Source organism: Streptomyces sp. NPDC093568 (assembly GCF_044764945.1).
Lineage (GTDB): Bacteria > Actinomycetota > Actinomycetes > Streptomycetales > Streptomycetaceae > Streptomyces.
Genome location: NZ_JBIWJD010000022.1, coordinates 1 through 24629, shown reverse-complemented (window position 1 = coordinate 24629; position 24629 = coordinate 1). Strand labels below are relative to the sequence as shown.

Genomic DNA, 24629 nt, shown 5'->3' with positions numbered 1-24629 from the left:
GGGGGGCTACCAGGTCTCCTCGGGCGGAGCCACCGGTTCCGTCACGGTGACGTACGAGAAGCCCTCACCGCTGAGGGGAAGGGAGTTGCCGGCGAAGTCCTCGGCGACCACGGCCCAGCGGACGTCCGCGCCCTGGAGGTCGTAGATCTCGTGGGAGTAGTACATCGTCGGCCCTTCCTGCCAGTGCGGCAGGACCTCCGACCACTCCTCGTACTCCCAGGCGCCGTCGACGAGCTTGCCCCGGTGGATGACGTAGCGCTTGATGTCCTCCTCGGCGCTGCGCTGCCACCGCAGCTCGATGTCGTAGCCGTCCATGGCGCCGCTGAGCCCGCTGACGGCCGCCGGGGCCAGACCGGTCGCGGGGGCGGTGCCCGTCGCCGGTGCCGACGCGGTGGACTCCTGGCCCTCGGTGTCCACGGCGGTCACGGTGTAGGCGTACGAGGTGCTGTGCCGCACGTTGCTGTCGGTGTACGAGGTCTGCGCGGCGCGGAGTTCCGCGATGAGCCGGCCGTTGCGGTAGACCCGGAACCTCGCCAGGTCCTGGGTGACGGGCGTGGTGGCGGGCTTCCAGGTCAGCGCGATGCCGCCGCTCGTCGACGTGGCCGTCACAGCGGTCGGCGCGGAGGGTGCCCAGTTGCCCCGCGCGACGTACACCGCCGCCGACTTCGCGGACGCGTTGCCGGCGGCGTCGACGGCCGTGACCCAGTAGGCGTAGTCCAGGTTCTCCTTGGCCGTGGTGTCGAGCCAGGAGGTGGCCGTCACCTGCGCGACCCGCACGACGGGGTTCTCGCCGTCGTACTCCCAGCGCCGGTGCACGAGGTACTCCGTCGCTCCCGGGACCGCGTTCCAGGACACCTTGATTCCCGGCTGGCCGGCGGTCGCGGTGACGCCGGAGGGAACGGCCGGCGCGGTGCGGTCGGGGGTGGTGACGGGCCTGTCGGCGGTGCCGGCCGACTCGTTGCCTGCCTTGTCCGCCGCCCGGACCTCGTAGTAGTACGTCTGACCGGTCGCGGGCGGGGTGTCGGTGTACGAGGTCGCCGTGGTGGTCGTCAGCTTCTTCCAGGTGCTGCTGTCCTTCAGGCGGCGGTAGACGCGGTACCCGGCGAGGTCCATCTCCTGGTTCTTCGCCCAGGTCAGCTTCGCCTTGCCCGTCGCCGTGTCGTACGTGACGCCCGCGCCGGTGGGCGTGAGCGGCTTGACCTGGTCGACCGTCGCCGAAGTGCGGGGGGTGTAGGCGAACTTGACGTTGGCCGTGCCGGTCCAGTTGACGTAGTCGACGCGCAGGGTGTGTCTCCCCGCCGGGACGGTCAGGTTGACCGTCTTGGACACCGTGGAAGAGACGTTCCGCCACAGGTCGATCTCGCGGGTGCCGTCGAGGTAGACGCGGATGCCGTCCTGGGTGGCGGCGGTGAAGGTGAAGGGGCCGCCGGAGCCGAAGTCGCGGGTGAGGGTCCAGCGGACGGCGAAGTTGTCCTTCGGCAGGCCGGACGCGGGTGCGTTCGTGCTCCAGTTCTGGTCGATGGCCGAGTCGCAGTCGGTCACCTTCGGGGTGCCCGAGAAGGCCGTGTTCGCGAAGAACTGCCGCTTGAAGACCGGGGAGTTGCAGGTCACGGCGGCGGAGGCGGGCGCGGCGAGGGCCGTGAGCAGGCTGCCCGCGGTGGTGAGCACGAGGGCGGTCGCGGTGGCCGCGGTCGTGCGTCTGGCTGGGTTCATGCGGTCCTTCGGTCCTGTTCGGCAACGGCGGTGATCAACCGTTGCCGAACAGGACCTGCCAGGAGCCCTATTGGTTGTACGGCACCTGTCAGAGGTCGGCGGGATCGGTGACCGCCCAGTCACCGCCGGGCGCCGACTCCGTGCCGTCCGCGTACGTCGCGGTCACCCAGTAGTAGCGGGTGGTGCCCGCGCCGGCGCCGTTGTCCACGTAGGAGGTCCCCGTCGTGGCCGCCAGCTTCTCGTACGACTCGGTGTCCCGGTTCCAGCGGTAGACCTGGTAGCCGGTGGCGTCGGCCACGGCGTTCCAGGACAGCACGGCGGTGTCGTGGTTCTCGTCGGCCGTCAGGTGCACCGGCGAACCCTCGGGCGTGGCCACGCTCGGCGTCATGTCGAGCTCGGTGACCCGCACGGCCTGGACCGGGTCGTCGCTCCACCTGATGGCGGAGTTGCCCGCGTCGTCCACGGCGTCGACGAAGAAGCAGACCTCGTCGCCGTCGGGGAGCGTGGTGTAGTCGTAGGACGTGTCGCCGGGCGCGACGTAGTCCACCAGGCTGCCCCAGCAGACCTGTTCGCCCTCGTCGCCGTAGAGCTCGCCCCGGTGGACCGTGTAGTGCTTCAGGTCCGTGGCCGCGCTCTTGTCCCAGTGGAGCCGGAAGCCGTACTCGGTCGGGGTGACGTCCAGCCCGGTGACGAGGGCCGGCGGGTCGTTGTCCCAGACCTTGCCGTACTGGACCTCGGACCGGGCGGACTCGTTGCCCGCCGCGTCTACGGCCGAGACCTGGTAGTAGTACACGACGTTCCTGGCGGCCGCGGTGTCCAGGAGCGACAGCTGGTCCGTGCTGCCGATCTCGGTGTACGTGCCGCTGCGGGTCGCCGCCCGGAAGACGCGGTACTTCACCGCGTCCGCGACCTTGCTCCAGCCGACCTCCAGTCCGCCGGATCCGCCGGTCGGGGTCACCTCACCCGTCGCCGTCGTGATGGTGGGCGCGGCGGGGGCGACACGGTCGACGGTGGTGACGGGCTGGTCGGCCGTGCCGGCCGACTCGTTGCCCGCCCTGTCGTAGGCGCGCACCTCGTAGTAGTACGTCGCTCCCGTCACCGGCAGGGTGCTGTCCGTGTACGAGGTGGAGGTGGTCGTCGCCAGCGGGGTGCTGCCGTAGGCGGCGCCCTTGAGACGGCGGTAGACGCGGTAGCCCGCGAGGTCCATCTCCTTGTTCTTGGACCAGGTGACCTGCGCCTTGCCCGTCGCCGGGTCGTACGTGACCTTCGCGCCGGTGGGCGTGAGGGGCTTGACGGTGTCGACGGCCGCCGAAGTCCTCGGGGCGTAGGCGAAGTTGACCTTGGCCGCGCCGGTCCAGTTGACGTAGTCGACGCGCAGGGTGTGACTGCCCGCGGGGATGGTGACGTTGACGGTCTTGGAGACGGTCGTGGAGGTGTTCTTCCACAGGTCGATCTTGCGGGTGCCGTCGAGGTAGACGCGGATGCCGTCCAGCCCGGAGGCGGAGAGGGCGAAGGGCCCGCCGGAACCGAAGTCCCGGGTCACGGTCCAGCGGACGGCGAAGTTGTCCGCCGGCAGGCCGGTGACGGGGGCGCCGCTCCAGCTCTGGTCGATGGCGGTGTCGCAGTCGGTCTTCTTCGGTGTGCCGGAGAAGGCGGTGTTCGCGAAGAACTGCCGCTTGAAGACCGGCGAGACGCAGGTCACGGCGGCGGAAGCGGGCGTCGTCGTGAGCAGGGTGCCCGCGGTGGCGAGCACGACCGTCGCCGCGGCCGCGGCGGTCGTGCGTCTGGCTGGGTTCATTCGATCCTCTGGTCGAGTACGGAACAGCCGTGTGGCTGTCGTGATCAGGACTCGCGAGGAATGGGGTTGGTTGTACGGATCTTGGTCACGCGGCGCATCGAGGTTCGGTGGAGGGGCTGTAACGGGCGTTTGGAGAGGTTCCGCCATGTCTTTACATGATCAGCGGAGCGTGGTGTTGCGCACTCGTTAAGTAGTTCCGCTTGACGCCCGGGGTCGTCGGCGCGTTGTCTTTTCAGACATCTGGGCGCTATGGCGCGCCCGTGTCCCGAAGGCACCAGAAGTGAGCTCCTTTATGCGTCCCTTGCGCCCGCTGCGCCGTACCGCCACAGCCGTGGCCGCCGCGTCCACGATGACCCTCTCGCTGGCCGCGTGCGGGGCACTGGGCGTCAGCGGGGACAGCAGTGAGGCGAGTCCGACCAAGGGCAACGACATCACCGTGGGGCTGCTGCTGCCGGAGACGGCGAACACGCGCTACGACAAGTTCGACTACCCCATCATCAAGAACAAGGTCGCGGAGCTCACCGACAAGCAGGGCGAGGTCGTCTACCGCAACGCCGACGCGAGCGCGAGCAAGCAGGCGACCCAGCTCCAGCAGATGATCGACGACCAGGTCGACGTGATCCTGCTGGACGCCGTCGACTCGCACGCCATCGCCGGCGGGGTGAAGAAGGCCAAGGACGCCGGGATCCCGGTCATCGCCTACGACCGCCTGGCCGAGGGCCCGATCGACGCGTACGTCTCCTTCGACAACGAACTGGTCGGCGAGGTCCAGGGCCGCAGCCTCCTGGAGGCCATGGGGGAGATCGACTCCTCCGACAAGATCATCATGATGAACGGCTCGCCCACCGACCCGAACGCCAAGCAGTTCAAGGCGGGCGCCCTCTCCGAGCTCAAGGGCTCGGTGGACATCGCCAAGTCGTACGACACCAAGGACTGGAAGCCGGAGAACGCCGAGGCCAACATGGCCGAGGCGATCAAGTCCGTCGGTCTGAACAACATCAAGGGCGTCTACTCCGCCAACGACGGCATGGCCGCCGGCGTCATCAAGGCCCTGGAGTCGGCGGGCGTCACCAAGCTGCCGCCCATCACCGGGCAGGACGCCGAACTGGACGCCGTGCAGCGGATCCTGGCCGGCGAGCAGTTCATGAGCGTGTACAAGTCGTACCCGCAGGAGGCCGAGAGCGCCGCCGAGATGGCCGTCGCCAAGGTCCAGGGCCACGACATCCAGTTCGACTCGCTCACCCAGGACCAGGTCGACAGCCCGACGAACAAGGACATTCCGGCCCTGCTGGTCCCCGTGGTCGCCCTGACGGAGAAGAACATCAAGGAGACCGTGCTCGCCGACGGCATCTACCAGGTGTCGGACATCTGCACGGGCCCGTACAAGTCGGCCTGCTCGGCGGCCGGGCTCAAGTAGGGCCCCCGCCCTCGGCAAGCAGGGCCCGCCGGTCTCCCGGCGGGCCCCTGGCCGTTCACCCCACCCGCGTGAACTCCACCGTCACCTCGGGCGGCCCGCCCGGAACGCCCCGGTAGATCCCCTTGTGCGGAGTGACGTCGTCGTAGTCACGCCCCCGTCCGACCACGACATGGGACTCGTCGGCCCGGTTCCGGTTCGTGGGGTCGTAGCCGTACCAGTCGCCCGCCCAGTACTCGATCCAGGCGTGGCTCTGCCCGGCCACCGGTCGGTGCAGTTCCGCCTCGCGCTCGGGGTGGAGATAGCCGGAGACGTACCGGGTCGGCAGCCCCAGGCCGCGCAGCAGGGCGATGGTGAGGTGGGCGATGTCCTGGCAGACGCCCGCCCCCTGCTCCCAGGCCTCGGCGGCGGAGGTGTTCACGCCCGTGGTGCCGGGGAGGTAGGCCACCTGGTCGGCGACCAGCGACGACACCGCGACCGCGGTCCCGTGCGGGTCGAGCCCGGCCGCCGCCTCCCGGGCCCGGTCGACCAGCTCCGCCGGAACCGTCGTACGCGGTGTCGGGTTCGCGAACTCCAGCAGCCGGGAGCCCGCGATCCGTTCGGACACCTCCGCCCAGGCGAGCGGCGCACCCGTCGGTCCCGGCGGATGCGTCTCGACCAGGCTGGAGGCCGTGATGGTCAGGTCGGCGTGCGGGTCCATCAGGTCGAAGCCGGTGACCTGGGTGCCCCAGTAGTCCCAGTACGACCAGGTGGTGGCCGCCGGACTGATGGTGACCCGGGCGTCGAGCGTGGTCTGCGCGGGCAGCGTCAGCGGCGTCATCCGGACCTCGTTGTGCGAGGAGGCGGCGGGCTGGGCGTACGAGACACGGGTGACGTGCTTGATGCGGAGGCGGCGCGACGCGGTTCCGTTCGGGGTCATGCTCACGCTCCTTCCTGGGCCCACTCCACGGGCCCCTGGTACGGGAAGAACCGGTCGGCCACCGCGTCCGCCGAGGCGATGCAGGCCTGCTGCAAGTCCGCCAGCAGGATGGGGAGTTGATCCTCCAGGGCCGGCGTGTCCAGGTACTCCAGTCGGGTGCGCATCCGGCCGATGGGGCGGCGTGCCGGGTCCTGGCGGGGGCGGCCCAGCTCGGTCAGGCACTCCTCCGCCGTGGTCAGCGCGTGCAGGGCCGAGCGCGGGAACTCGCGGTCCAGCAACAGGAATTCGGCGACCCGAGGGGTGTCGCCGAAACCGCCATACACGCGCGCGTACGCCTCGTCGGCGCCGGACGCGCTCAGCAGGGTCGGCCAGTCGGGCGCGTGCGCGGCGTCCAGCACCCGGACCGACAGCAGCCGTACCGTCATGTCCACCCGCTCCAGGCTCCGGCCCAGGACGACGAAACGCCAGCTGTCGTCCCGGCTCATCGTCGAGTCGGCGAGGCCGAAGAACAGCGCCGCCCGGCGTCGGACGAGTTCCAGATAGGCGTACGGCCCCGTCCGTCTGGCCGCGAGCCGCTGGTCCGCGAGCGCGTGCCAGGTGGAGTTCAGGCACTCCCACATCTCCGACGACACCGCCTCGCGGGCGCTGCGCGCGTTCAGCCGTGCGGCACCCAGCGCGCCCTCGATGGAGCCGGTCGAGCGGGCGTCGAAGGCCAGCTGGTCGAGGACCTGCTGCATGTCGACCGGTGCGCCGCCCGCGTCCATCCCGAGGATCGCGTACAGCGACCGGCAAGCCACGTCCTCGTCGCGCCAGGGGTCCTCCAGCATGCGGTGGAGGTAGGCGTCGAGGATGCGCCCCGTGGCATCGGCGCGCTCGACATACCGTCCGGTCCAGGTCAGGGCCTCGGCTATCCGGGAGAGGATCACGTCGTTCACTGCTGGTGCGCCCCTTCCGGTACGACGGCAGGGGTGCCGTCGGGTCCGAGCTGCCGCGGTGCGACATCGACCAGCGGGCTTTCGGGGGTGGGCGTGGGCGGCTCGGCCGGGCCCTCGGCCAGCACCCAGGTGTCCTTGGAGCCGCCGCCCTGGCTGGAGTTGACGATCAGGTTGCCCTCCTGAAGGGCGACCCGGGTGAGGCCGCCGGGCAGGACCCAGACATCGCTGCCGTCGTTGACGGCGAAGGGGCGCAGGTCGATGTGGCGGGGCGCCAGGCGCTCGCCGGCGAGGGTGGGAGAGGTGGACAGGGCGACCGGCCGCTGGGCGATGAAACCGCGGGGATCGGCGAGGACAGCTTTGCGAGTGCGTTCGATCGTCTCGCGGTCCGACCGGGGCCCGATCACGATGCCCTGACCGCCGGCGCCGTCGACCGGCTTGATGACGAGCTGCTCGATCTGGTCGAGGACCGCCTCCAACTCGCCCGGCTCGTCCGGGCGGTAGGACTCGACGTTGGGGAGAATCGGTTCCTCGCGCAGGTAGTACCGGATGAGGTCCGGGACGTAGGTGTAGAGGAGCTTGTCGTCGGCGATGCCGTTCCCCACCGCGTTCGCGAGTGTGACGTTGCCCGCCATGGCCGCGCCGAGGATGCCGGGGCAGCCGATCACCGAGTCGGAGCGGAAGTGGAGGGGGTCGAGGAAGTCGTCGTCGAGCCGCCGGTATACGACGTGGACGGGCACCTCCCCGCGCGTCGTCCGCATCCAGACCCGGTTGCCCCGGCACACCAGGTCGTGCCCCTCGACGAGCTGCACGCCCATGAGGCGGGCGAGCAGGGCGTGTTCGAAGTACGCGGCGTTGCCGGTCCCCGGGGTCAGGACGACCACGCGCGGATCGGTGGTCCCGTCGGGCGCGGCGGCGCGCAGGGCGGCGAGCAGCCTCTGGGCGTACCCGTCGACGGGGAGCACGTGCTGCTCGGCGAAGAGGGAGGGAAAGATCCGGGTCATCGCGCGCCGGTTCTCGATGACGTACGAGACCCCGCTCGGGACACGCACATTGTCCTCCAGCACCCGGAAGTCCCCGGCCTCGTCCCGTACGAGATCGATGCCGGCGACATGGATCCGCACCCCGCCCGGTGGTTCGATCCCGTGTGCCGCTCGGTGGAAGTGCGGGGAGTTCAGCAGCAGCCGCCAGGGCACGACGCCGTCCTCGAAGGCGCGGGCGTGCCCGTAGGCATCGGCGAGGTAGGCCTCCAGCGCCCGCACCCGCTGGCTCACCCCGCGCTGCAGGAGATCCCATTCCAGGGCGTCGAGAATGCGGGGCACCAGGTCCAGCGGCCAGGGCCGCTCCTCGCCCGCGAAGGCGTACGTGACGCCTCTGTCGGTGAACGCGCGGGCCATCTGGTCGGCCCGGAAGCGCAGTTCACTCGGCTCGATCGGCTGAAGCGCAGCCAGCACCGGCTCATAGGCGGTCCTGACCTCACCCGGCCGCTCGAACATCTCGTCCCACGCGTCGGCCAACGCGTATGCGTCAAATATGTCCGCCATGGGCTGACGTTAAGGGCGGGCTGTAACGCCATGATCACTGGGGGATTTCGGGGGTGTGCACGCGGAGGGGTGGGGTCCGGGCGGCCCCTCCCGGGTTGATTGGGGGGCAGCCCATGCCTTCTTGGTGTGGTCAGAGAGATGTGCTGCCGACCACGAGGATCTTGATCGACACCTTGGAGCCGTCGATCTCGTACGTGGCCCGGTAGGCACCGACGCGTAACCGTCGAGGGCCGGTGCCGCCGAGCTTGCTGCTTGCCGGGGGCTCGGGATTGTCGGCGAGGGCGTTGATCGCTTTTAGGAGCGGTTTCACGGCGTCGCCGTCACGGGTCCTGAGCCGCTTGAGGCCTTCGGAGGCAGACCTCTCCCAGATGATGGTGTAGCTCAAGAGACTTCCGCTCCCATGACGAGGGCCTCGATCTCGGCCTGGGTGGACGTGGGGCCGCCCGTTGTTCGTGCGTACAGGGACACGGCTACGTCGGCGAAGTCGATCGCTTGCTCACGTGCGTCCCCGTCCCCCGCCGAGTCGGCAAGTGCCTGGGTCCACCAGTGATTGAGGAACGCGTCGAAGCCGGCGGAGTCGGCCAGGGCGCCCAGCTCTGTGTAGAAGTCGGCGCGGTGGTCGAGTCGCAGGGCGGATCCGATTCCGTCGACGGTGCGTGGGACGACCTCTCCGCTGAACCCGGTGGCTTCCTTGGCCTCGGTCACCGCGTCCCGCCACTCGATCACCATGTGCGTCCCCTTTCGCCGTGCGGCCAAGGTACCGCTGCGGCACCTTCGCAGTCGGCCGAGCAGACTACGCATCCGCCACACCCCTAAGGTCCAGCTCCGCCCAAACCGTCTTGCCGACGGTGAGCTCCTCCACGGACCAGCGGTCGGCGAGCGTGCGGATGATGAGCAGGCCCCGGCCGAACTGGTCATTGCTGGTGGTGGGACGGGAGTGCGGGAGCCGCTCGCCTCGTGGGTCGGTCACGGCGATGCGCAGGGCAGTTCCGGTGAGGGACGTCTCCATCCGGAACAGGCGGTCCCGTAGACATCCGTGCAGTAGGGCGTTCGTGCACAACTCGCTTGCGATCAGGGCCGCGTCGTCGGCGGCGTAGGGGTGTCCCCAGACCACGGTCAGTTGGCTGACGTGTCTGCGGGCGAGGGTGATGTTGCGGGGGAACGGGGTGTAGGTGACGGCGTCGTAGCGGCCGTACGTCTTGGGGCTTTGTGGGTGGTGGGGAGGACAGGAATCGGTCACAGGAGCGCACCTCCTTGTGCGAGGCCGGAGTGCCCGGGGCGGACGTCAGGTGGGTAGGGGGAGGTGGCTCTGCCGGGCGGCTCTGGTTTGGGCAGCATGGTGCACTTCCGCCAACTGGTGTCGCTGAGTGAGCGATTGAGTACTGAAAGTAGCGACGCGGCAGCATCATGCGTAAACAGTCCCGGGGATATCTGTCCCCAAATGTGCTTGCGGAGTACCTGCGGCCAACTGCACACTGGCCGCGACCAGGGAGGTAATCCGACGTGACCGCAGGTCAGTTCATGCGCGGCAGCCGCGTATCCACAGTCCTTGCCCGCAAGCTGGGTGGCGAGCTGCTGCGACTGCGCGACGAGTGCGGCCTGACGCAGCCGCAGGCTGCAGAGGCGCTGTCGGCGACCGCGGCCAAGGTCGCCAAGATGGAGCGCGGCTGGGTGCCCTTCCGCGATCCGGACATCCGGATCCTGTGCGAACGGTACGGAGTGACAGACCCGAAGGCCGTGGAACGGCTGCTGAGCCTCGCGAAGACCGACCGCGAGCGCCGCAAGGCCAAGGGGTGGTGGAACCAGTACCCCGAGTTGCGCTCAGTCGTGGAGTATGTGGCGCTGGAGGACATCGCGACCGCCGTTCGCACGTGGCAAGGCGCTTTCGTACCAGGGCTGTTGCAGACGCCGGACTATGCCAGGGCTCTCGCGATCGGCAACGCCGACTGGGACGACCCGGACGAGATCGAGCGTTTTGTCGAGGCCAAGATGGCACGGCAGGCTCGACTGGCGGACGGCACTCCGCTCAGCCTGTGGGCCGTAGTGGGCGAGGGAGCGCTGCGCCAGCTTGTGGGCGGCCGCGAGGTCATGCGTGTACAGCTCGCGCACCTCGTCGAGGCGTCCCGCCTGCCCAATGTCAAGCTTCAGGTGGTCCCGTTCCTCGCGGGCTCCCACCCCGGAATGACTAGCGCCTTCAGCGTCGTCTCGTTCGCTGAAACCGGCGCGATGGATGTGGTCTACATGGACACCACCTCGTCTACCCTGTGGCTGGAGAGCGAGGCCGATGCCGCACGTCACAACACCAAGTTCGAGCGGATCGCCAGGACCGGGCTCGCTCTTCGCGATTCCGTCGCCCTGATCGAACGCATCCGCAAGGAGCTGTGAGCCGTGCCGCACTTCGAGTTCGTCAAGTCCAGCCACAGCAGCGGCAATGGCGAGTGCGTCGAAGTCGCCCGCAACATTCCCGGCACCGTCGCCGTCCGAGACTCCAAGGACACGGACGGTCCGATACTCCGGCTCACGGCGGAGACGTGGGTGGAGTTCACCGCGTACGTAGGGAGGCGTTAGCCCGACCCCTCGCCCGCAGAGCGGGGACTGGAAACGGAGCGTCAGCCACCGCGCCAGTCCCGAACCGTATTCAGATCGTGGGTGCGGCTTCGTGGACTTTCGCTGTCTCTGCATCGACGAATACGAGGTACGGATCGCTTCCTGGCATCGATATCTCGATGGACCATTCGGCGCGCCAGACGCCTTCGCGTCGGACTGCCCTGACGGTGATGGCCTCTGCCTTGGTCTGACTTTCGGCTCCCACACGGCGCAGGGCAGCCTGTTCCGCCTGCTGTTCGGAGACGCGCCGGTGCGGTAGACGCACCTGCTGCGGACCATCCTGCACGTTCAGTTGGGAGATTCGCCCTGCCCGGTTGACCTGGACATCCAGGCTCCTAGGCATGAGAACGCCGCCGGACTGGTAGCGCCAGCTGGTGATCCACCCGAACTCGGCGTTGTCGCCCACCGGATGGGTTTCCCGGTGCGCCTCCTTGAGCGCCCACGGGTAGTGCTTCTGGACGGTATTTCCCGCGATACGGCAGGCGGGTTCGGCGTCGGCCGTGGGGCTGTCGTTGCTCGCTCCGACGGAATGACTTTTGTTGCCGTGCGTCCCTCATCAGATCGCTCACGCCGGGAAAAAGATTCCACGAATGTGGTGCGTTGACGCGATCCAGCTGGCTGACCAGTAGAGGGGGCGGAGCGGAGACACTTCGGAGACACCTGAGGGGCATGATCTCCACATGCCTGAGACAACAGGGAGTCGCGACGAAGCGATCGCGAAGAGAGAGCCTCGTGAACCTGTGCAGGCCGCCGGCCAACCGGCCACGGCGGCCTGGCAGTTGATTCATGGAGGATTCCTTGAACAAGAACCGCATCATCGCGAGCACGGTGCTCGTCGGCGCGCTCATAGGCGTGGGCGCTCCGGCCGCATCCGCGATGCCTCAGGCTCGCCCCGCCGGCGTTGCACAGGTTCAGACGGTCGACACCCACCGCGCGGTCTCCTCGGCCGCCGAGGTGAAGCTGACGCCGTCAGCCTCGACAGCCGGCAAGGCCGTCACGGCGTCGACGGACGTCCAGACCGACCGGGCCGGGGAGCGGGGCCGCTGGACCTGGATCATCAACAAGCTCAAGGACCTCGGCTCCGGCACCTGGAACAAGCTGAAGGACGCGGCGCGGGCGGGCTACGACGCGTTCAAGCGTGCCTACGAGCGCTACGTGCCGTGGCTCGTCCGCAAGGCGATCGAGCTCGGTGCCACCGTCTACGAGGTCTACACGGCCGTGCGGGACTTCATCGGTCTCTGACGTCCCTACCGTCTGGCCAGGCCGCTCCAGGGCGACTACGGGCAGTGGTCTAGCGGTGTGCGGGCCTCGGACTCTTCTCGTTCCGAGGCCCGCACACCGCGTCCCCTCTTCCTCTTACCTCCCGCCGCATTTCACTTCGACGACCCAAGGAAGACATGAGTAAAGAGAGGCCCCCCGCGGCGCCGAACGAGGCTCCGGCTTCAGTGAGTGGCGATGCCTGGCCGGTGATCCCGCTCGGCGTGGCCGCCCTGCTGCTGCGCACTCTGGGCGACCATACCTGGGCGTACGTCGTGGGTGCGGTGATCGGCGGCATAGGCTTGCTGGCAGGGCTGATCGGGCTGGTCGAGTGCGTGCGCGCGGTGCGACGCGGTCTTGCCCTCGGTAAGGCGGCCTGGGTGGTCGTTCTGCTGCTGATCGCCGGATTCGCCGTGGTTCGCCAGCTCGTCACGGCCTGATGGGGCGGGGTGTCAACGATGTCTACGATCGAGATCGCTGATCTGACCAAGGCGTACGGGAAGAAGCGCGTGGTCGACCGCCTGTCGTTCACTGTGGCCCCGGGATCCGTCACCGGGTTTCTGGGGCCGAATGGTGCCGGCAAGAGCACAACACTGCGCATGACGCTCGGCCTGACCAGGCCGGACAGTGGTACGGCCCGTATCCAGGGGCGCAGTTATCACGAGCACGCCGAACCGTTGCGCGTCGTAGGCGCGTTGCTGGACGCGCGATGGGTGCATCCAAAGCGCAGTGCACGGGCTCACCTGACGTGGCTCGCCCACAGCAACCGGATTCCCGTCGGCCGGGTGGACGAGGTGCTGTCCAGGGTCGGGCTCATCGATGTGGCGGACCAGCGGGCCGGGGGCTTCTCTCTCGGTATGGCCCAACGGCTCGGCCTGGCCGGTGCGTTGCTGGGGGACCCCGGAATCCTGATCCTGGACGAGCCGGCGAACGGCCTTGACCCCGAGGGCATTGCGTGGATGCGCGGGCTGCTGAGACAACTCGCGGCCGAGGGTCGCAGCGTTCTGGTGTCCAGCCATCTGCTCGCCGAGATGGCACAACTGGCCGACGAGGTGGTGGTGATCGGCCGCGGGCAGCTCATCAAGCAGTGCTCCATCACGGAACTCACCACGGTCGACGCCGCCGCACATGGCGAGGTGCTCGTACGGGGTCCGGAACCCGGCCGTCTGCGCGAACTGCTCACCCAGGCGGGCGCCGCCGTGGCCGACGGCGTACCGGGAGCCGATTCGTCCGCCCAGCCCCTGTTGGTCACCGGTCTGAGCTGCGAGGACATCGGCAGGGCCGTTGCCGCAGCCGGCCTCGTGGTGTTCGAACTGACGCCGCGCCGCGGCACCGTCGAGGATGCCTACCTCCAACTCACGGGCGGCTCGGTGGAGTACCGGGGCTCGGTGCGACCAGCGGAAGAGAGGGCCGTATGAGCAGCACTGCCGTACTGAAAGCCGAGGCGTACAAGCTTCGTTCGCTCACCTCCACACCGTGGCTACTGGGCATCACTGCGCTCGTATCGCTCACCCTCAGCGGCCTCGCCGTGCGCTCGCCCATGGAAGGGGACGAGCCCGGCATATCGGAGGTCCTGGTCGGTCCCGCCTTCGCGCAGTTCCTGATCATGGTGTTCGCGTCCCGCAGCGCCACGATGGAGTTCCGTACGGGCACGATCTGGCAGTCTCGTCTCGCCGTGCCTTCCTGGACGCGGCTGTTGCTGGGCAAGGCCGGGGTGATCGCAGCGCTCGCGGCGCTGATGGGAGTCCTGTTGGGGGCGGGGGGCGTCGCCATCGCGTCCGTCCTGGCGCCCGACGCCGATGTCGTGCCCTCCAGCGGGCTCGAATGGCGTCAACTCCTCTCCCTTCCCGTCGCGCTCGCCATCGTGGGCGTGCTGAGCCTGGCCATCGGTCTCCTCCTGAAGAGCGGTGGCGCGACCGTTACCGTCCTGCTGGTCTGGGCGCTGGCCGTCGAACCGGCGCTGTCGGCCACGGGGGACTGGCTTGGGGGAATCGACATCGGCCCTTGGATGCCCTTCCTGGCGCTGAGCGACTTTCAGGGCCAGTCCGGCGGTGTCTCCTTCCCCGGCGGGCCCTACTTGGCCTGTGTCTATGTGGCGGCCATGACGACGGGCATGCTGGCGGCTGCGATCAAGGTGCAGAACCGACGGGAGCCGTGACATCTCGACCCGGAACACCTGAACTCCGGGAAGGAGCCGATGCACCCTGCAGCGAGAGGCTTGCCCTTCCCGGTGAGGAGATGAGGCGCTGACTGGTCATCGGCAGCCTGCGGTTCCGCAATTCCCCCGTGCACACGGAGCCGCCCTTCTCCGAGCCCCGCCTCGCCCGCTTGGGCAGGGCGGGGCGTTTGGCCGTATCCCGGCGAGATCACGGCCGCGAGCAGGGTGGGGCAGGCCGGTGCGGACCCGCAGTCCCTGAAGCTTTCCCTTGATCGTGGACACCTGGAGACTGGGACCTGAGGTTCCAGAGGTAGTAGCACCAGCTGGGAAGCAAATACACCAAGCGGTACACCGAGGAGTCCAAGCGGGACGCGGTCGCGCTCGTTGACTCCTCGGGCAAGACGATCACCGCGGTGGCCCGGGAACTCGGCATCCGCTCGGAGTCCCTGCGCGGCTGGTACCGCAAGGCCAAGGCCGACCGGAGCGATGACCAGAGCGGCGAGCTGACCAACGCCGAGCGCGAGGAACTGCGGCGGCTTCGCAAGGAGAACCGCGAACAGCAGCAGCCGATCGAGATCCTGAAAAAGCGACTGCCTTCTTCGTGAACGACAACGACCGGTGAGCGAGTCGTACCGGGGCACCCAGGCGGAGAAGGCGAACTGCCCGGTCACCCTGCTGTGCCGGGTGCTGCACGTGGCCCGCTCTTCCTACTACGCCTGGCGCGAGGGCGACGCCACCCGCCGCAGGCGCCAGGCTGCCGACGACGCACTCGCGCACGAGATCACCGTGCTGCACCTCGCCTCCCGCCGTACCTACGGTGTCCCATCCACGCCGATCTGCGCCGCCTCGGGCGGCGCGTGAACCGCAAGCGCATCGCCCGCGTGATGCGCGAGTGCGGCATCCGCGGCGTCACCTGCCGCAAGCACCGCTCGCTGACCCGGCCGGACAAGCAAGCGAAGCCGGCCCCGGAACTGATCGGCTGCGACTTTCACGCCGATACGCCCGGCACCAAGCTGGTCGGCGACATCGCCTACCTGCCCACCGCCGAGGGCTGGCTCTACCTCGCTTGCTGGCTCGACCTTGCCATCCGCGAGGTCGTCGACTATGCCATGGTCGACCACCACCGCGCCGAACTCGTCTTCGACGCCCTGGACATGGCCCGCAGCCGGGGCCACCTGCAGCTCGGCTGAGTGATCCACAGTGATCGCGCAAGCGAGTACACCGCCCAATCCCGTTACCGGGTAGGGGAGTTGGAGCTGCGACAGAAGTGCGGGCGCACCGGATCATGCTTCGACAACGCCGCCGCCTGCGCAAGCACAAGATCTTCGACTACCTCACCCCAGCCGAGACCAGGCAGCGGCAACAGCACGCCCTCGCGGCATAACCATCGAGTGCCCGAGGTCACGGGGAAATTTCAGGCATCAACTGGCCGGCATCATGAGAAGAGAGACCGGGAGGCCCACCCAGGAACACCACGATGGCGGTGTTGAAACTGTCGGTGAAGCGGTCGGCCTCCGCTCCATCGCGGTTGTCGCAGGCCCTCGGGGCAAGCGCGGCACAACCGAAGAGGAAGACACCCACAGAAAGCGTGATCACGGTGGAGACCAGCGCGGGAAACCACTCCCCTGGACGCAACCTGGCACAGGCATTTGGTGAATCGTCGAGTATGAATTCCACTCAACACCCGTGCGGGAGCAGGCATCTGAGCGCTCGTGCTCAGATGGGTACGGACGCCTCTGGCAGGTTCGGCCTGCATGGCCGATGGGAGACTGTGCGTCGCGCAGAGTTGACCTTGATCGAGTCCATGACGGCTGGTCCGCCTACTACGCAGGGCGTCCAGGGCCATGTCGGTCAAGCCGTGATTATCCGGCCAGGGACGCTACCTGGGCGAGCTCGAACGCGGGCTCGACTCCGAGTTCCTTCCGTAGGCGGCGCCGGAATTCCTGGTACAACTCCGTGGATCTTCCTGGGGCGCCCAGCTTCATGTGGGCGCGTATCAGAAGAAGATGGCTGGGCTCGTCAAGCGGTTCCCAGGTGACCAGGAGTTCCGCGATCTCGACAGTTTCCCGCAGTCGCTCGCTGGACAGCAGCATCTCGGCCGCTTCGCGCAGGGCATAGAACCTGCGCTGATCCCACGTCCTTTGGTGTTCCTCAATCCATGGCGAATGCACGTCGACCAACAGGGGGAGCCGCAGCAGTTCGAGATCGTTCGTGAGGGATGGCGTGTGCGGCCAGTCCGGGTGGGTGAGAGCATCGTGTGCCTGCTGCCAGTCGCTGGTGAGCACATCCGAGATGTGTACGGTCTCGCCCTCCGTGATCACCAGCTCCCGGGGTGCAGCCTGGTTCACCCGCCACAGCAGTCGGCTCAGCCTGCGCCGCCCGAGGCGCTCCGCCTTGTCAGGCCATAGGGACCTGATGATCGCAGGGCGGCGAGCGGCTCGCCCTTCGCGCAGTTCGAGGTAGGCCAGGAGCTCCGCGGTCTGCGGTGGTAGGCGGTAGGACTCGTCGTCAGCGAGGTGGACGCCGTCATGGCCCAGTAACCGGAGTTGAACGGAACCCGGATCTCTCGCGGCACCGGTCGTCGCGCTCGGCATAAGTCCCCCTGTCCCCGTATGTCTGTCAGGACGGACCGGTCGTTCGATACTTCGGAAAGGCCTGCCCGTCGGATGCGACGAAGTAGTCAGCTACGCGCATCACGTGCCTTAGCAATAATCAGGAGCTGATCACGAATCGCAAGGGCCTAGCTGGCCGTCGAGCCGTCGACTGCGGAGGCCACTCCTGTGGTTGCCACTGCGGTTACCAGGGTGGCGCCGGCCACGGTGGTCCTGAGCAGATTCCGGATGGAGTTCACTGTCGTAATCCCCTCGTTCTGCGAACTATGGCGTGCTTGCGAGCTTTTGTTCGCTGTCGCTTGATCAACCATGCATGGCATGCGCACCTTGCAGGTAGCCTCATGATGTTGAACATGCCTGAAGGGGAGGGGGTCAAAAACGTGCGCAGACCGGCATATTGGGCCCCTCTGGTCTCGTGAAGTCGGGTGGACCGTGCGGAGTCGAGGTCAGAGCCGTGTTGCGGCGGCAGGCCCCTCTGCGCATAGTTGCGCTGCGGAAGTCATGGGCGGTTGCCCGTTAATGCTGTGAGCGTGCCGCGCAGGCGTATCGGCGCGGCAAGGGACGGTAGGCGGGGGGTGGAGGATGGCCGAGCGCGGAAGCGACGAACATCCACACGGAGCTGACCGACTGTGCGCGGCCGGGGATCTGGTGTATTCCCGGGCCGTAGGGCGGGGGCGCGTGCTGCGCCGGGACGCCGAGTCGGTTCCCTGTCTGCTGGAGTTGGCCTTGCTGCACCCGGACCCCGATGACATGGAGTGGCTGGTGCCAACCTCCCCGCAGGAGGTAATGACACGGCTGTTGCGGGGGGTGTACGACGAGGTCAGCGCGAGCCAGAGGCGGATGGGCTCGGCGGTGGCGGCTTTCGAGTGGTACGCCGGCCTCGGATCGCCGCAGGTCGGCGCCGAAGGAACGGCGATCCGAGTCCTGGAGGGCTCCTTCCGTATTCAGGTCGCGTTGGATGAGGCGACGGAGTCGTGCCAGACAGAGGTGCTGACAGTGCAGCCGGGCGGAATCCGCCCGGAGCATGAGTTGACGGAGGGCCTGCACCGAGCTTTGGCGTTACGTGGCCGGGGTGTGCGGATGCGGGACCTGTACACACATGTGGCGCGGCACGGCCAAGGCCTACTCAACTACCTGGAGTTGATGGGCGATTCGGTGGAGGCTCGCACGATGGACGAGGTGATCGACCGGCTGATCCTGTTCGACCGTGCGGTTGCCTTCATTCCGGCGAACGCCGACCGCACCATGGCGCTGGAACTCCGGCACCCGGCCCTCGTCCACTACTTGGTGACTGTCTTCGAACGCCTCTGGCGCCTGGCCATCCCCCTGACCGCCCCGCTCCCCGACACCGGCATCGAGGGCATCTCTCACCGCGAGCAGTCGATCGCCGCGCTGCTGGCGGAGGGGCACCAGGACGCGGTCATCGCTGAACGGCTCGGCATAAGCGTGCGCACCTGCCGTGCCCACATCGCCCGGCTCTCGGAGACGCTTGGGGCAGCGAGCCGTACGCAACTGGGCGTCCGCATAGCCCAGGTGGGCCTGGACACGCCGTCACAGGCCACGGATATCGCAACGTCATCGATCAGGCTTCCTGATCAAGAATCCCGGACTGCCCGATGAGGTAGCCGAGTTGTGCTCGGCTTTCGCTGCCGAGAGTGGCGGCGAGTTTGGCGATGTGGACGCGGGCGGTGCGGATGTTCAGCCCGAGGCGGTTCGCGATGACGGCGTCCGTGTGACCCTCGACGAGGAGGCCGGCGATGGCACGCTGGCGGGGGGTGATGCCGTTGAAAGTGGGCTGTCGGACGGCCTTGGGGTACATGGGGCTGGCCATGGACCAGAGGAGGTCGAAGGTCAAGGCGAAGTAGTCGACCAGGACAGGCTGGCGGATTTCCAGGGCGAGCGTCCTGTCCTTGCTGGCGGGGACGAAGGCGATCGTGCGGTCTATCACGATGAGGCGTTTGGTGACCTGGTCCAGAGTGCGTGCCTCGGCGTCGCCGTTCAGCTGCTCGTAGCGGGCGATTACAGCGGGGGAGTGGCGCTGCGTGTGCTGGTAGAGGGTGCGGATACGGCCGCCGCGGTCGAGTAGGGCCTGATCCCGGCCCAGGGACCGGGCCAGGCCGGGGGCGCGATCTCGGCCGTTGTAGGGCTGAATGGCGAGGAGTTCATGCGAGGCCTCGGCCATTGCCTTGGTGATGCTCTGATTGATCTGGTCGACGCCCTTCAGAAAGCTGATCTCCGCCGGCGTCGGCGGGGCCACGTGCCCCATGCCGAGGGACAGAAGCGGTTCGAACGCCTCGGCCAGTCGTGTCTCGGCCCGTCGGCGCTGTGCGATGTCCTCGGCAACATTTCGCAGCAGCCTCGGCAGAGCCAGGGCAGGGGCGAGTGGTCGCAGCCGGAGCATGTCGTCCACGTCTGGGCGAAGTAGTCCTGAATGCAGCAGGCAGGGCAGCGGAGTGGCTTCCTGCTCTGACACGGAACCCTCGCGCAGGGCGCGGGCATACAGCGTCAGGCCTGCCGCACACACCTCTTCCTCCGAGTGACTGTGCATAGCCATGGTCACGCCGGGCCTTCACCTCCTGACGGTCCGTGATCTCCGTCCAGGATGCCTGATTGGGCTATGAGAAAGCCCAGCTGGGCTCGGCTGCCGCTGCCCAGAGCGGCGGCCAGCTTGGCGATGTGGGCACGACAGGTGCGGACGTTCATGCCGAGGCGGCGCGCTATGGCCTCGTCGACGTGGCCTTCTACGAGCAGCTTGGCGATGGAGTGCTGGATGTCGGTGATGCCGTCGGGGGCGGTTTCGTACGGGGCGCCGGCGGTCAGCGGGACCGCGCGGTTCCACATGAACTCGAAGACCTTGATCAGGTAGCGGATGAGCCCGGGGTGGCGGAGCTCCAGAGCCACTTGCTGATCGTCCCGGGTGGGGATGAAGGCCACCGACTCGTCGCAGATGATGAGTCGCTCCACCAGCTCGTCGATCGTGCGGTACTCCACCTTGCCGTTCGAGAGCTGGGCCACGTAGGCCAGCTTTTCCGGGTTGTACCGCGCCGTGTGCTGGTAGAGGGTACGTATCTTCACGCCTCGTTCGGTCATCGGCCGATCACGCTCCAGACCCTGGAGTAGCTGCCGCTCCGTGAGGCGGTTGCTCGGCTGGACCGTGAGCATCTCCGTTCGGCACTGAGCCGTGGCCAGATTGAGGGCGGCGTTGATACGTTCTCCGCCCTCGAGCACGGTGATGGAGTGCGTGCTGCCCGTCACCTGGGTACTGAGGTCCATGAAGGGCTGTAGCGCCTCGGTCAGATCGACCGACATCCGCCTGCGTTCGGCGATCTCCCGCTCGATCGGATTGAGCCGCTGGGCCAGGGCGACCGAGGCCGGCACCGGGCGCAGCAAGTCGGCGTCGTCGGGGTCGGGGTAGAGCAGGGCGAACTCCATCAGGCAGGGAGCAGCCTCGAGGTCCGCGCGTGCGATACGCCCGGTGCGCAGCGCGTTCGCATAGAGTCGGCCACCTTCCGCGCACATCTCGGTCATCGCATGGGGATGTGTCGCTTTAGTCTGATTCGTTGCCAAATCTCCACCCCCCAGGGTCCTGAACATGCAGGAACATGATGCACCGATCGTGTGGCCATGAAGTGCCCGAATGAGCCATCGTCTTATTCGACGGGGGAAGAGGGGACCTTCAAGTGAGGACGAAGCCGACTATGCGGAACAGAATGCTTCGCTCGATTCTTGTCGCCGCCTTCTCCACCGTTGTGGCCTTCGGAGTCCTGAGTGGCCTCTCGGAAGCGAAGGGCGACTCGCGAGCGGACAGTACGTGGCCGTCGTCAAGTGCGACCGTCACGATCGCCAAGGACAGCACTTGGCCCAACACCCCCGTTCAGGACAGTGCCGAGGAGTCGGCATGACCACCCCCCCTGACGACCGCTCCTTCCGCCGCGAAATGGCCACGGCCTACCGCTCCGGCTGGCACTTCATCGACCTGGTCACCGCGATCCCCCACTCCGGTGACTCACTGATGGTGACGGTCTTCGGAGAACCGGTGGTCGTGACGCGGGACGAGGACGAGGACGTACGGGCATACCGGTGTCTGCGGCGGCCTCGGGGGGCGCCGCAGCCCGTGCGGTGTGCCATCCGCTACGGAATGATCTTCGTCAACCTCGATCAGCGCGACCACCGGCTGGTGGAGCCGGAGGCCCCCACGCCAAGGACCATCTCAGCCACCCCCCGCAGTGCCTGACGCGATTCCCCCGTCGTAACAGATCGCTCAGGTGCTTCCCCCCGCAGCGGCGTCACCGTGACCTGAACACGGTGACGCCGCTGCAGTTTTCACGGGACATTTCACGGTATCCGCGGACTTCTCCGGTGGCCGAAAACCGGTCGGGCGACCTGTGGGCCCTTTCCGGTCATCCGTGCCCCATCGCCCGGGTCAGCTCGATCTCGATCACCACGCGGTCGGGGTTGGGCGCCGGCGTGCGCCCGTAGCGCGTGGCGTACCGGCGCACCGCCTCCGCCACCCGCTCCGGCTCCGCCCTGACCCGGGCCCGGCCCTCCAGCGTCGCCCAGCGCCGGCCGTCCACCTGGCACACCGCCACCCGGGCCCCGTCGGGGCCGGCGTTCCGTACATGGCCCACCTTCGCGCTCGACTTGTTCGTGATCACTCGAGCCAGCCGCGCCTCGGGGTCGTATGTCACTCCGACGGGTACCACGTGGGGAGTGCCGTCCGGGCGCAGGGTCGTGAGGGTGCACAGGTGCCTCTCCTGCCAGAAGGTGAGGTACGGCGCGTCCGGCGCGCCCGGGTCCTGGGGGTAAGCGGCCATGGCCCGGAACTTAGCGTTCCGCGGGCCTCCCCGCCGCACCTTGAGTGGAATAGACTCAACTTTGTGTACGCTGTCTCAGTCAGTACTGGGAGACGCTGACGCCAGGAGGAGAACGGACACGTGGACGCCGAGCTGACCAACAGGAGCCGGGACGCGATCAACGCGGCCAGCAACCGGGCCGTGACCGAGGGGCACCCGGATCTCACCCCCGCCCACCTGCTGCTGGCTCTGCTCCAGGGCCAGGACAACGAGAACATCATCGATCTGCTGGCGGCCGTCGACGCCGACCAGGCCTCGGTGCGCGCGGGCGCCGAGAAGGCGCTCGCCGCGCTGCCCAGCGTGACCGGGTCCACGGTGGCGCCCCCGCAGCCCAACCGGGACCTGCTCGCCGTCATCGCCGACGCCCAGGCGCGGGCCCAGGACCTCGGGGACGAGTACCTCTCCACCGAGCACCTGCTCATCGGCACCGCCGCCAAGGGCGGTCCCGCGGCGGACGTGCTCGCCAAGCAGGGGGCCACCGCGAAGAAGCTGCTGGAGGCCTTCCAGAAGGCCCGGGGCGGGCGCCGGGTGACCTCCGCCGACCCCGAGGGGCAGTACAAGGCCCTGGAGAAGTTCGGCACCGACTTCACCGCCGCCGCGCGCGAGGGCAAGCTCGATCCCGTCATCGGCCGGGACCAGGAGATCCGGCGGGTCGTCCAGGTGCTCTCCCGCCGGACCAAGAACAACCCGGTCCTCATCGGTGAGCCCGGCGTCGGCAAGACCGCCGTCGTCGAGGGGCTCGCCCAGCGGATCGTCAAGGGCGACGTGCCCGAGTCGCTGAAGGACAAGCGGCTCGTCGCGCTCGACCTGGGCGCCATGGTCGCCGGCGCCAAGTACCGCGGTGAGTTCGAGGAGCGGCTGAAGACCGTCCTCGCGGAGATCAAGAGCTCCGACGGGCAGATCATCACCTTCATCGACGAGCTGCACACCGTCGTCGGCGCCGGAGCCGGCGGCGACTCCGCCATGGACGCCGGGAACATGCTCAAGCCGATGCTCGCCCGCGGTGAGCTGCGCATGGTCGGCGCCACCACGCTCGACGAGTACCGCGAGCGGATCGAGAAGGACCCCGCCCTGGAGCGGCGCTTCCAGCAGGTGCTGGTCGCCGAGCCGACCGTCGAGGACACCATCGCGATCCTGCGCGGGCTCAAGGGCCGCTACGAGGCCCACCACAAGGTCCAGATCGCCGACAGCGCGCTCGTCGCCGCGGCCACCCTCTCCGACCGGTACATCACCTCCCGCTTCCTGCCGGACAAGGCCATCGACCTCGTCGACGAGGCCGCCTCCCGCCTGCGCATGGAGATCGACTCCTCGCCGGTCGAGATCGACGAGCTCCAGCGGTCCGTGGACCGGCTGAAGATGGAGGAGCTGGCCCTCGACAAGGAGACCGACGCGGCCTCCCTGGAGCGGCTGGAGAAGCTGCGCCGCGACCTCGCCGACAAGGAGGAGGAGCTGCGCGGCCTGACCGCCCGCTGGGAGAAGGAGAAGCAGTCCCTCAACCGCGTCGGCGAGCTGAAGGAACGGCTCGACGAGGTGCGCGGGCAGGCCGAACGCGCCCAGCGCGACGGCGACTTCGACTCCGCCTCCAAGCTGCTGTACGGCGAGATCCCCGCCCTGGAGAAGGAGCTGGAGGCCGCCTCCGAGGCCGAGGAGGAGGCATCCAAGGACACCATGGTCAAGGAGGAGGTCGGCTCCGACGACATCGCCGACGTCGTCGCCGCCTGGACCGGCATCCCGGCCGGGCGCCTGCTGGAGGGCGAGACGCAGAAGCTGCTGCGCATGGAGGACGAGCTGGGCCGGCGGCTGATCGGCCAGTCGGAGGCCGTGCGGGCGGTGTCGGACGCCGTACGCCGCACCCGCGCCGGCATCTCCGACCCGGACCGGCCCACCGGCTCCTTCCTCTTCCTCGGCCCGACCGGCGTCGGCAAGACCGAACTGGCCAAGGCCCTCGCCGACTTCCTCTTCGACGACGAGCGGGCGATGGTCCGCATCGACATGAGCGAGTACGGCGAGAAGCATTCCGTCGCCCGGCTGGTGGGCGCCCCTCCCGGCTACGTCGGCTACGAGGAGGGCGGCCAGCTCACCGAGGCGGTGCGCAGGCGGCCGTACAGCGTCGTCCTGCTCGACGAGGTCGAGAAGGCGCACCCCGAGGTCTTCGACGTCCTGCTGCAGGTGCTGGACGACGGGAGGCTGACGGACGGTCAGGGCCGCACGGTCGACTTCCGCAACACCATCCTGGTGCTGACGTCGAACCTGGGCAGCCAGTTCCTGGTCGACCCGATCACCAGTGAGGCGGAGAAGAAGGAGCAGGTGCTGGAGGTCGTACGGACCTCGTTCAAGCCCGAGTTCCTCAACCGCCTGGACGACCTGGTGGTCTTCTCCGCCCTGACCAAGGACGAGCTGGGCCGGATCGCCCGGCTCCAGATCGACCGGCTCGCCAGGCGGCTGGCCGAGCGGCGGCTGACCCTGGAGGTCACCGACGAGGCCCTGGCCTGGCTCGCAGACGAGGGCATGGACCCGGCCTACGGCGCCCGCCCGCTGCGCCGCCTCGTCCAGACCGCCATCGGCGACCGGCTGGCCAAGGAGATCCTGTCCGGCGAGGTCAAGGACGGCGACACGGTCCGGGTGGACGCGTTCGGCGACGGGCTGATCGTGGGCCCGGCGACCGGCAAGACGCTGTAACTCCGGCACGGCGGCCCGCCCCCCCCCCCCCGGGGCGGGCCGCCGGCGGTCAGAAGGTGAAACCGGCGGAGCCCACCAGCCCCCGGTGGGCGGCCAACGACAAGACCCCCCCCAGCACCGCGTGGGGCCCCCCCCCCGGCGTT

27 protein-coding genes are annotated in these 24629 nt (G+C 68.4%); 13 read left to right on the top strand and 14 right to left on the bottom strand.

All coding sequences use genetic code 11. The features are described 5' to 3' along the window. Positions 1–6: 6 nt before the first annotated feature. Positions 7–1713, bottom strand: coding sequence for a fibronectin type III domain-containing protein (locus tag ACIRD7_RS40850; RefSeq protein ID WP_403461168.1), 1707 nt, complete (start codon positions 1711–1713; stop codon positions 7–9). 88 nt (positions 1714–1801) lie between these two features. After that, entirely contained in the window at positions 1802–3511 is a 1710-nt protein-coding gene (locus ACIRD7_RS40845) for a PA14 domain-containing protein (RefSeq protein ID WP_403461167.1), read from the bottom strand. A 292-nt stretch (positions 3512–3803) separates the two neighbouring features. Here ACIRD7_RS40845 and ACIRD7_RS40840 point away from each other — a divergent pair, with 292 nt between their 5' ends. Further along, on the top strand, positions 3804–4928 hold the full coding sequence (locus tag ACIRD7_RS40840) for a sugar ABC transporter substrate-binding protein (protein WP_403461166.1): 1125 nt from the start codon (positions 3804–3806) through the stop codon (positions 4926–4928). A gap of 55 nt (positions 4929–4983) precedes the next feature. Here the strand turns inward: ACIRD7_RS40840 and ACIRD7_RS40835 are convergent, their stop codons facing one another. The 6 genes from ACIRD7_RS40835 to ACIRD7_RS40810 all read right to left on the bottom strand — a co-directional run bounded on the left by ACIRD7_RS40835 (position 4984) and on the right by ACIRD7_RS40810 (position 9560). Then, a complete protein-coding gene (locus ACIRD7_RS40835) occupies positions 4984–5844 on the bottom strand; it encodes a transglutaminase N-terminal domain-containing protein (RefSeq protein ID WP_403461165.1) in 861 nt (286 codons plus the stop codon). 2 nt (positions 5845–5846) lie between these two features. Then, positions 5847–6779 (bottom strand): alpha-E domain-containing protein, encoded by a 933-nt coding sequence (locus ACIRD7_RS40830; RefSeq protein ID WP_403461164.1) that lies wholly within the window; start codon positions 6777–6779, stop codon positions 5847–5849. After that, complete coding sequence (locus ACIRD7_RS40825; protein WP_403461163.1) at positions 6776–8320, bottom strand: circularly permuted type 2 ATP-grasp protein; 1545 nt, start codon at positions 8318–8320, stop codon at positions 6776–6778. The genes ACIRD7_RS40830 and ACIRD7_RS40825 overlap by 4 nt, the downstream gene beginning before the upstream one ends. 130 nt (positions 8321–8450) lie before the next feature. After that, complete coding sequence (locus tag ACIRD7_RS40820; RefSeq protein ID WP_403461162.1) at positions 8451–8705, bottom strand: type II toxin-antitoxin system RelE/ParE family toxin; 255 nt, start codon at positions 8703–8705, stop codon at positions 8451–8453. Then, positions 8702–9049, bottom strand: a complete 348-nt coding sequence (locus ACIRD7_RS40815; RefSeq protein ID WP_403461161.1) for a hypothetical protein — start codon at positions 9047–9049, stop codon at positions 8702–8704. Before ACIRD7_RS40815 ends, ACIRD7_RS40820 begins: the two co-directional genes overlap by 4 nt. 64 nt (positions 9050–9113) lie before the next feature. After that, positions 9114–9560, bottom strand: coding sequence for an ATP-binding protein (locus ACIRD7_RS40810; protein ID WP_403461160.1), 447 nt, complete (start codon positions 9558–9560; stop codon positions 9114–9116). 281 nt (positions 9561–9841) lie between these two features. Between ACIRD7_RS40810 and ACIRD7_RS40805 the strand changes: the two genes are divergently transcribed. Beyond that, complete coding sequence (locus tag ACIRD7_RS40805) at positions 9842–10705, top strand: DUF5753 domain-containing protein (protein WP_403461195.1); 864 nt, start codon at positions 9842–9844, stop codon at positions 10703–10705. Between the two features lie 3 nt (positions 10706–10708). Beyond that, positions 10709–10888, top strand: coding sequence for a DUF397 domain-containing protein (locus tag ACIRD7_RS40800; RefSeq protein WP_403461159.1), 180 nt, complete (start codon positions 10709–10711; stop codon positions 10886–10888). A 70-nt stretch (positions 10889–10958) separates the two neighbouring features. On the opposite strand, the gene ACIRD7_RS40795 is transcribed toward ACIRD7_RS40800, so the two are convergent. Continuing rightward, entirely contained in the window at positions 10959–11333 is a 375-nt protein-coding gene (locus ACIRD7_RS40795) for a hypothetical protein (RefSeq protein WP_403461158.1), read from the bottom strand. Positions 11334–11725: 392 nt separating this feature from the next. Here ACIRD7_RS40795 and ACIRD7_RS40790 point away from each other — a divergent pair, with 392 nt between their 5' ends. The 7 genes from ACIRD7_RS40790 (at position 11726) to ACIRD7_RS40760 (ending at position 15532) form a co-directional block, all read left to right on the top strand. Further along, positions 11726–12169, top strand: a complete 444-nt coding sequence (locus ACIRD7_RS40790) for a hypothetical protein (protein WP_403461157.1) — start codon at positions 11726–11728, stop codon at positions 12167–12169. A 155-nt stretch (positions 12170–12324) separates the two neighbouring features. Beyond that, positions 12325–12624, top strand: a complete 300-nt coding sequence (locus ACIRD7_RS40785) for a hypothetical protein (RefSeq protein WP_403461156.1) — start codon at positions 12325–12327, stop codon at positions 12622–12624. A gap of 18 nt (positions 12625–12642) precedes the next feature. Next, positions 12643–13602: an ATP-binding cassette domain-containing protein gene (locus ACIRD7_RS40780; protein ID WP_403461155.1), complete on the top strand. Its 960-nt coding sequence runs from the start codon at positions 12643–12645 to the stop codon at positions 13600–13602. Further along, positions 13599–14342, top strand: coding sequence for a hypothetical protein (locus ACIRD7_RS40775; RefSeq protein WP_403461154.1), 744 nt, complete (start codon positions 13599–13601; stop codon positions 14340–14342). The genes ACIRD7_RS40780 and ACIRD7_RS40775 overlap by 4 nt, the downstream gene beginning before the upstream one ends. A 323-nt stretch (positions 14343–14665) precedes the next feature. Then, positions 14666–14947 (top strand): transposase, encoded by a 282-nt coding sequence (locus tag ACIRD7_RS40770; protein WP_403461194.1) that lies wholly within the window; start codon positions 14666–14668, stop codon positions 14945–14947. 13 nt (positions 14948–14960) lie between these two features. Next, positions 14961–15203 carry a hypothetical protein gene (locus ACIRD7_RS40765; protein WP_403461152.1) on the top strand — a complete coding sequence of 81 codons (243 nt, stop codon included), beginning with the start codon at positions 14961–14963 and terminating at the stop codon, positions 15201–15203. Continuing rightward, positions 15200–15532 carry a DDE-type integrase/transposase/recombinase gene (locus tag ACIRD7_RS40760; RefSeq protein WP_403461151.1) on the top strand — a complete coding sequence of 111 codons (333 nt, stop codon included), beginning with the start codon at positions 15200–15202 and terminating at the stop codon, positions 15530–15532. The genes ACIRD7_RS40765 and ACIRD7_RS40760 overlap by 4 nt, the downstream gene beginning before the upstream one ends. Before the next feature lie 211 nt (positions 15533–15743). Here ACIRD7_RS40760 and ACIRD7_RS40755 read toward each other — a convergent pair whose 3' ends face one another. Further along, on the bottom strand, positions 15744–16019 hold the full coding sequence (locus tag ACIRD7_RS40755; protein WP_403461150.1) for a hypothetical protein: 276 nt from the start codon (positions 16017–16019) through the stop codon (positions 15744–15746). A gap of 185 nt (positions 16020–16204) precedes the next feature. Next, positions 16205–16936, bottom strand: a complete 732-nt coding sequence (locus tag ACIRD7_RS40750; RefSeq protein WP_403461149.1) for a BTAD domain-containing putative transcriptional regulator — start codon at positions 16934–16936, stop codon at positions 16205–16207. A 600-nt stretch (positions 16937–17536) separates the two neighbouring features. Here ACIRD7_RS40750 and ACIRD7_RS40745 point away from each other — a divergent pair. Continuing rightward, positions 17537–18574 (top strand): LuxR C-terminal-related transcriptional regulator, encoded by a 1038-nt coding sequence (locus ACIRD7_RS40745; protein WP_403461148.1) that lies wholly within the window; start codon positions 17537–17539, stop codon positions 18572–18574. Here the strand turns inward: ACIRD7_RS40745 and ACIRD7_RS40740 are convergent. Both ACIRD7_RS40740 and ACIRD7_RS40735 read right to left on the bottom strand, forming a co-directional pair. Next, the gene (locus ACIRD7_RS40740) at positions 18537–19514 is read right to left on the bottom strand and encodes a LuxR C-terminal-related transcriptional regulator (RefSeq protein ID WP_403461147.1); all 978 of its coding nucleotides are present in this window, start codon (positions 19512–19514) and stop codon (positions 18537–18539) included. The two genes, ACIRD7_RS40745 and ACIRD7_RS40740, sit on opposite strands and share 38 nt — an antisense overlap. Further along, positions 19511–20482 carry a helix-turn-helix transcriptional regulator gene (locus ACIRD7_RS40735; RefSeq protein ID WP_403461146.1) on the bottom strand — a complete coding sequence of 324 codons (972 nt, stop codon included), beginning with the start codon at positions 20480–20482 and terminating at the stop codon, positions 19511–19513. Before ACIRD7_RS40735 ends, ACIRD7_RS40740 begins: the two co-directional genes overlap by 4 nt. A 370-nt stretch (positions 20483–20852) precedes the next feature. Between ACIRD7_RS40735 and ACIRD7_RS40730 the strand changes: the two genes are divergently transcribed. Beyond that, positions 20853–21188, top strand: a complete 336-nt coding sequence (locus ACIRD7_RS40730; RefSeq protein ID WP_403461145.1) for a hypothetical protein — start codon at positions 20853–20855, stop codon at positions 21186–21188. 166 nt (positions 21189–21354) lie between these two features. Here the strand turns inward: ACIRD7_RS40730 and ACIRD7_RS40725 are convergent, their stop codons facing one another. Then, positions 21355–21768 (bottom strand): pyridoxamine 5'-phosphate oxidase family protein, encoded by a 414-nt coding sequence (locus ACIRD7_RS40725; protein WP_403461144.1) that lies wholly within the window; start codon positions 21766–21768, stop codon positions 21355–21357. Between the two features lie 120 nt (positions 21769–21888). Here ACIRD7_RS40725 and clpB point away from each other — a divergent pair, with 120 nt between their 5' ends. Next, a complete protein-coding gene (gene clpB, locus ACIRD7_RS40720) occupies positions 21889–24486 on the top strand; it encodes an ATP-dependent chaperone ClpB (protein WP_403461143.1) in 2598 nt (865 codons plus the stop codon). The last annotated feature ends 143 nt before the right edge of the window (positions 24487–24629 follow it).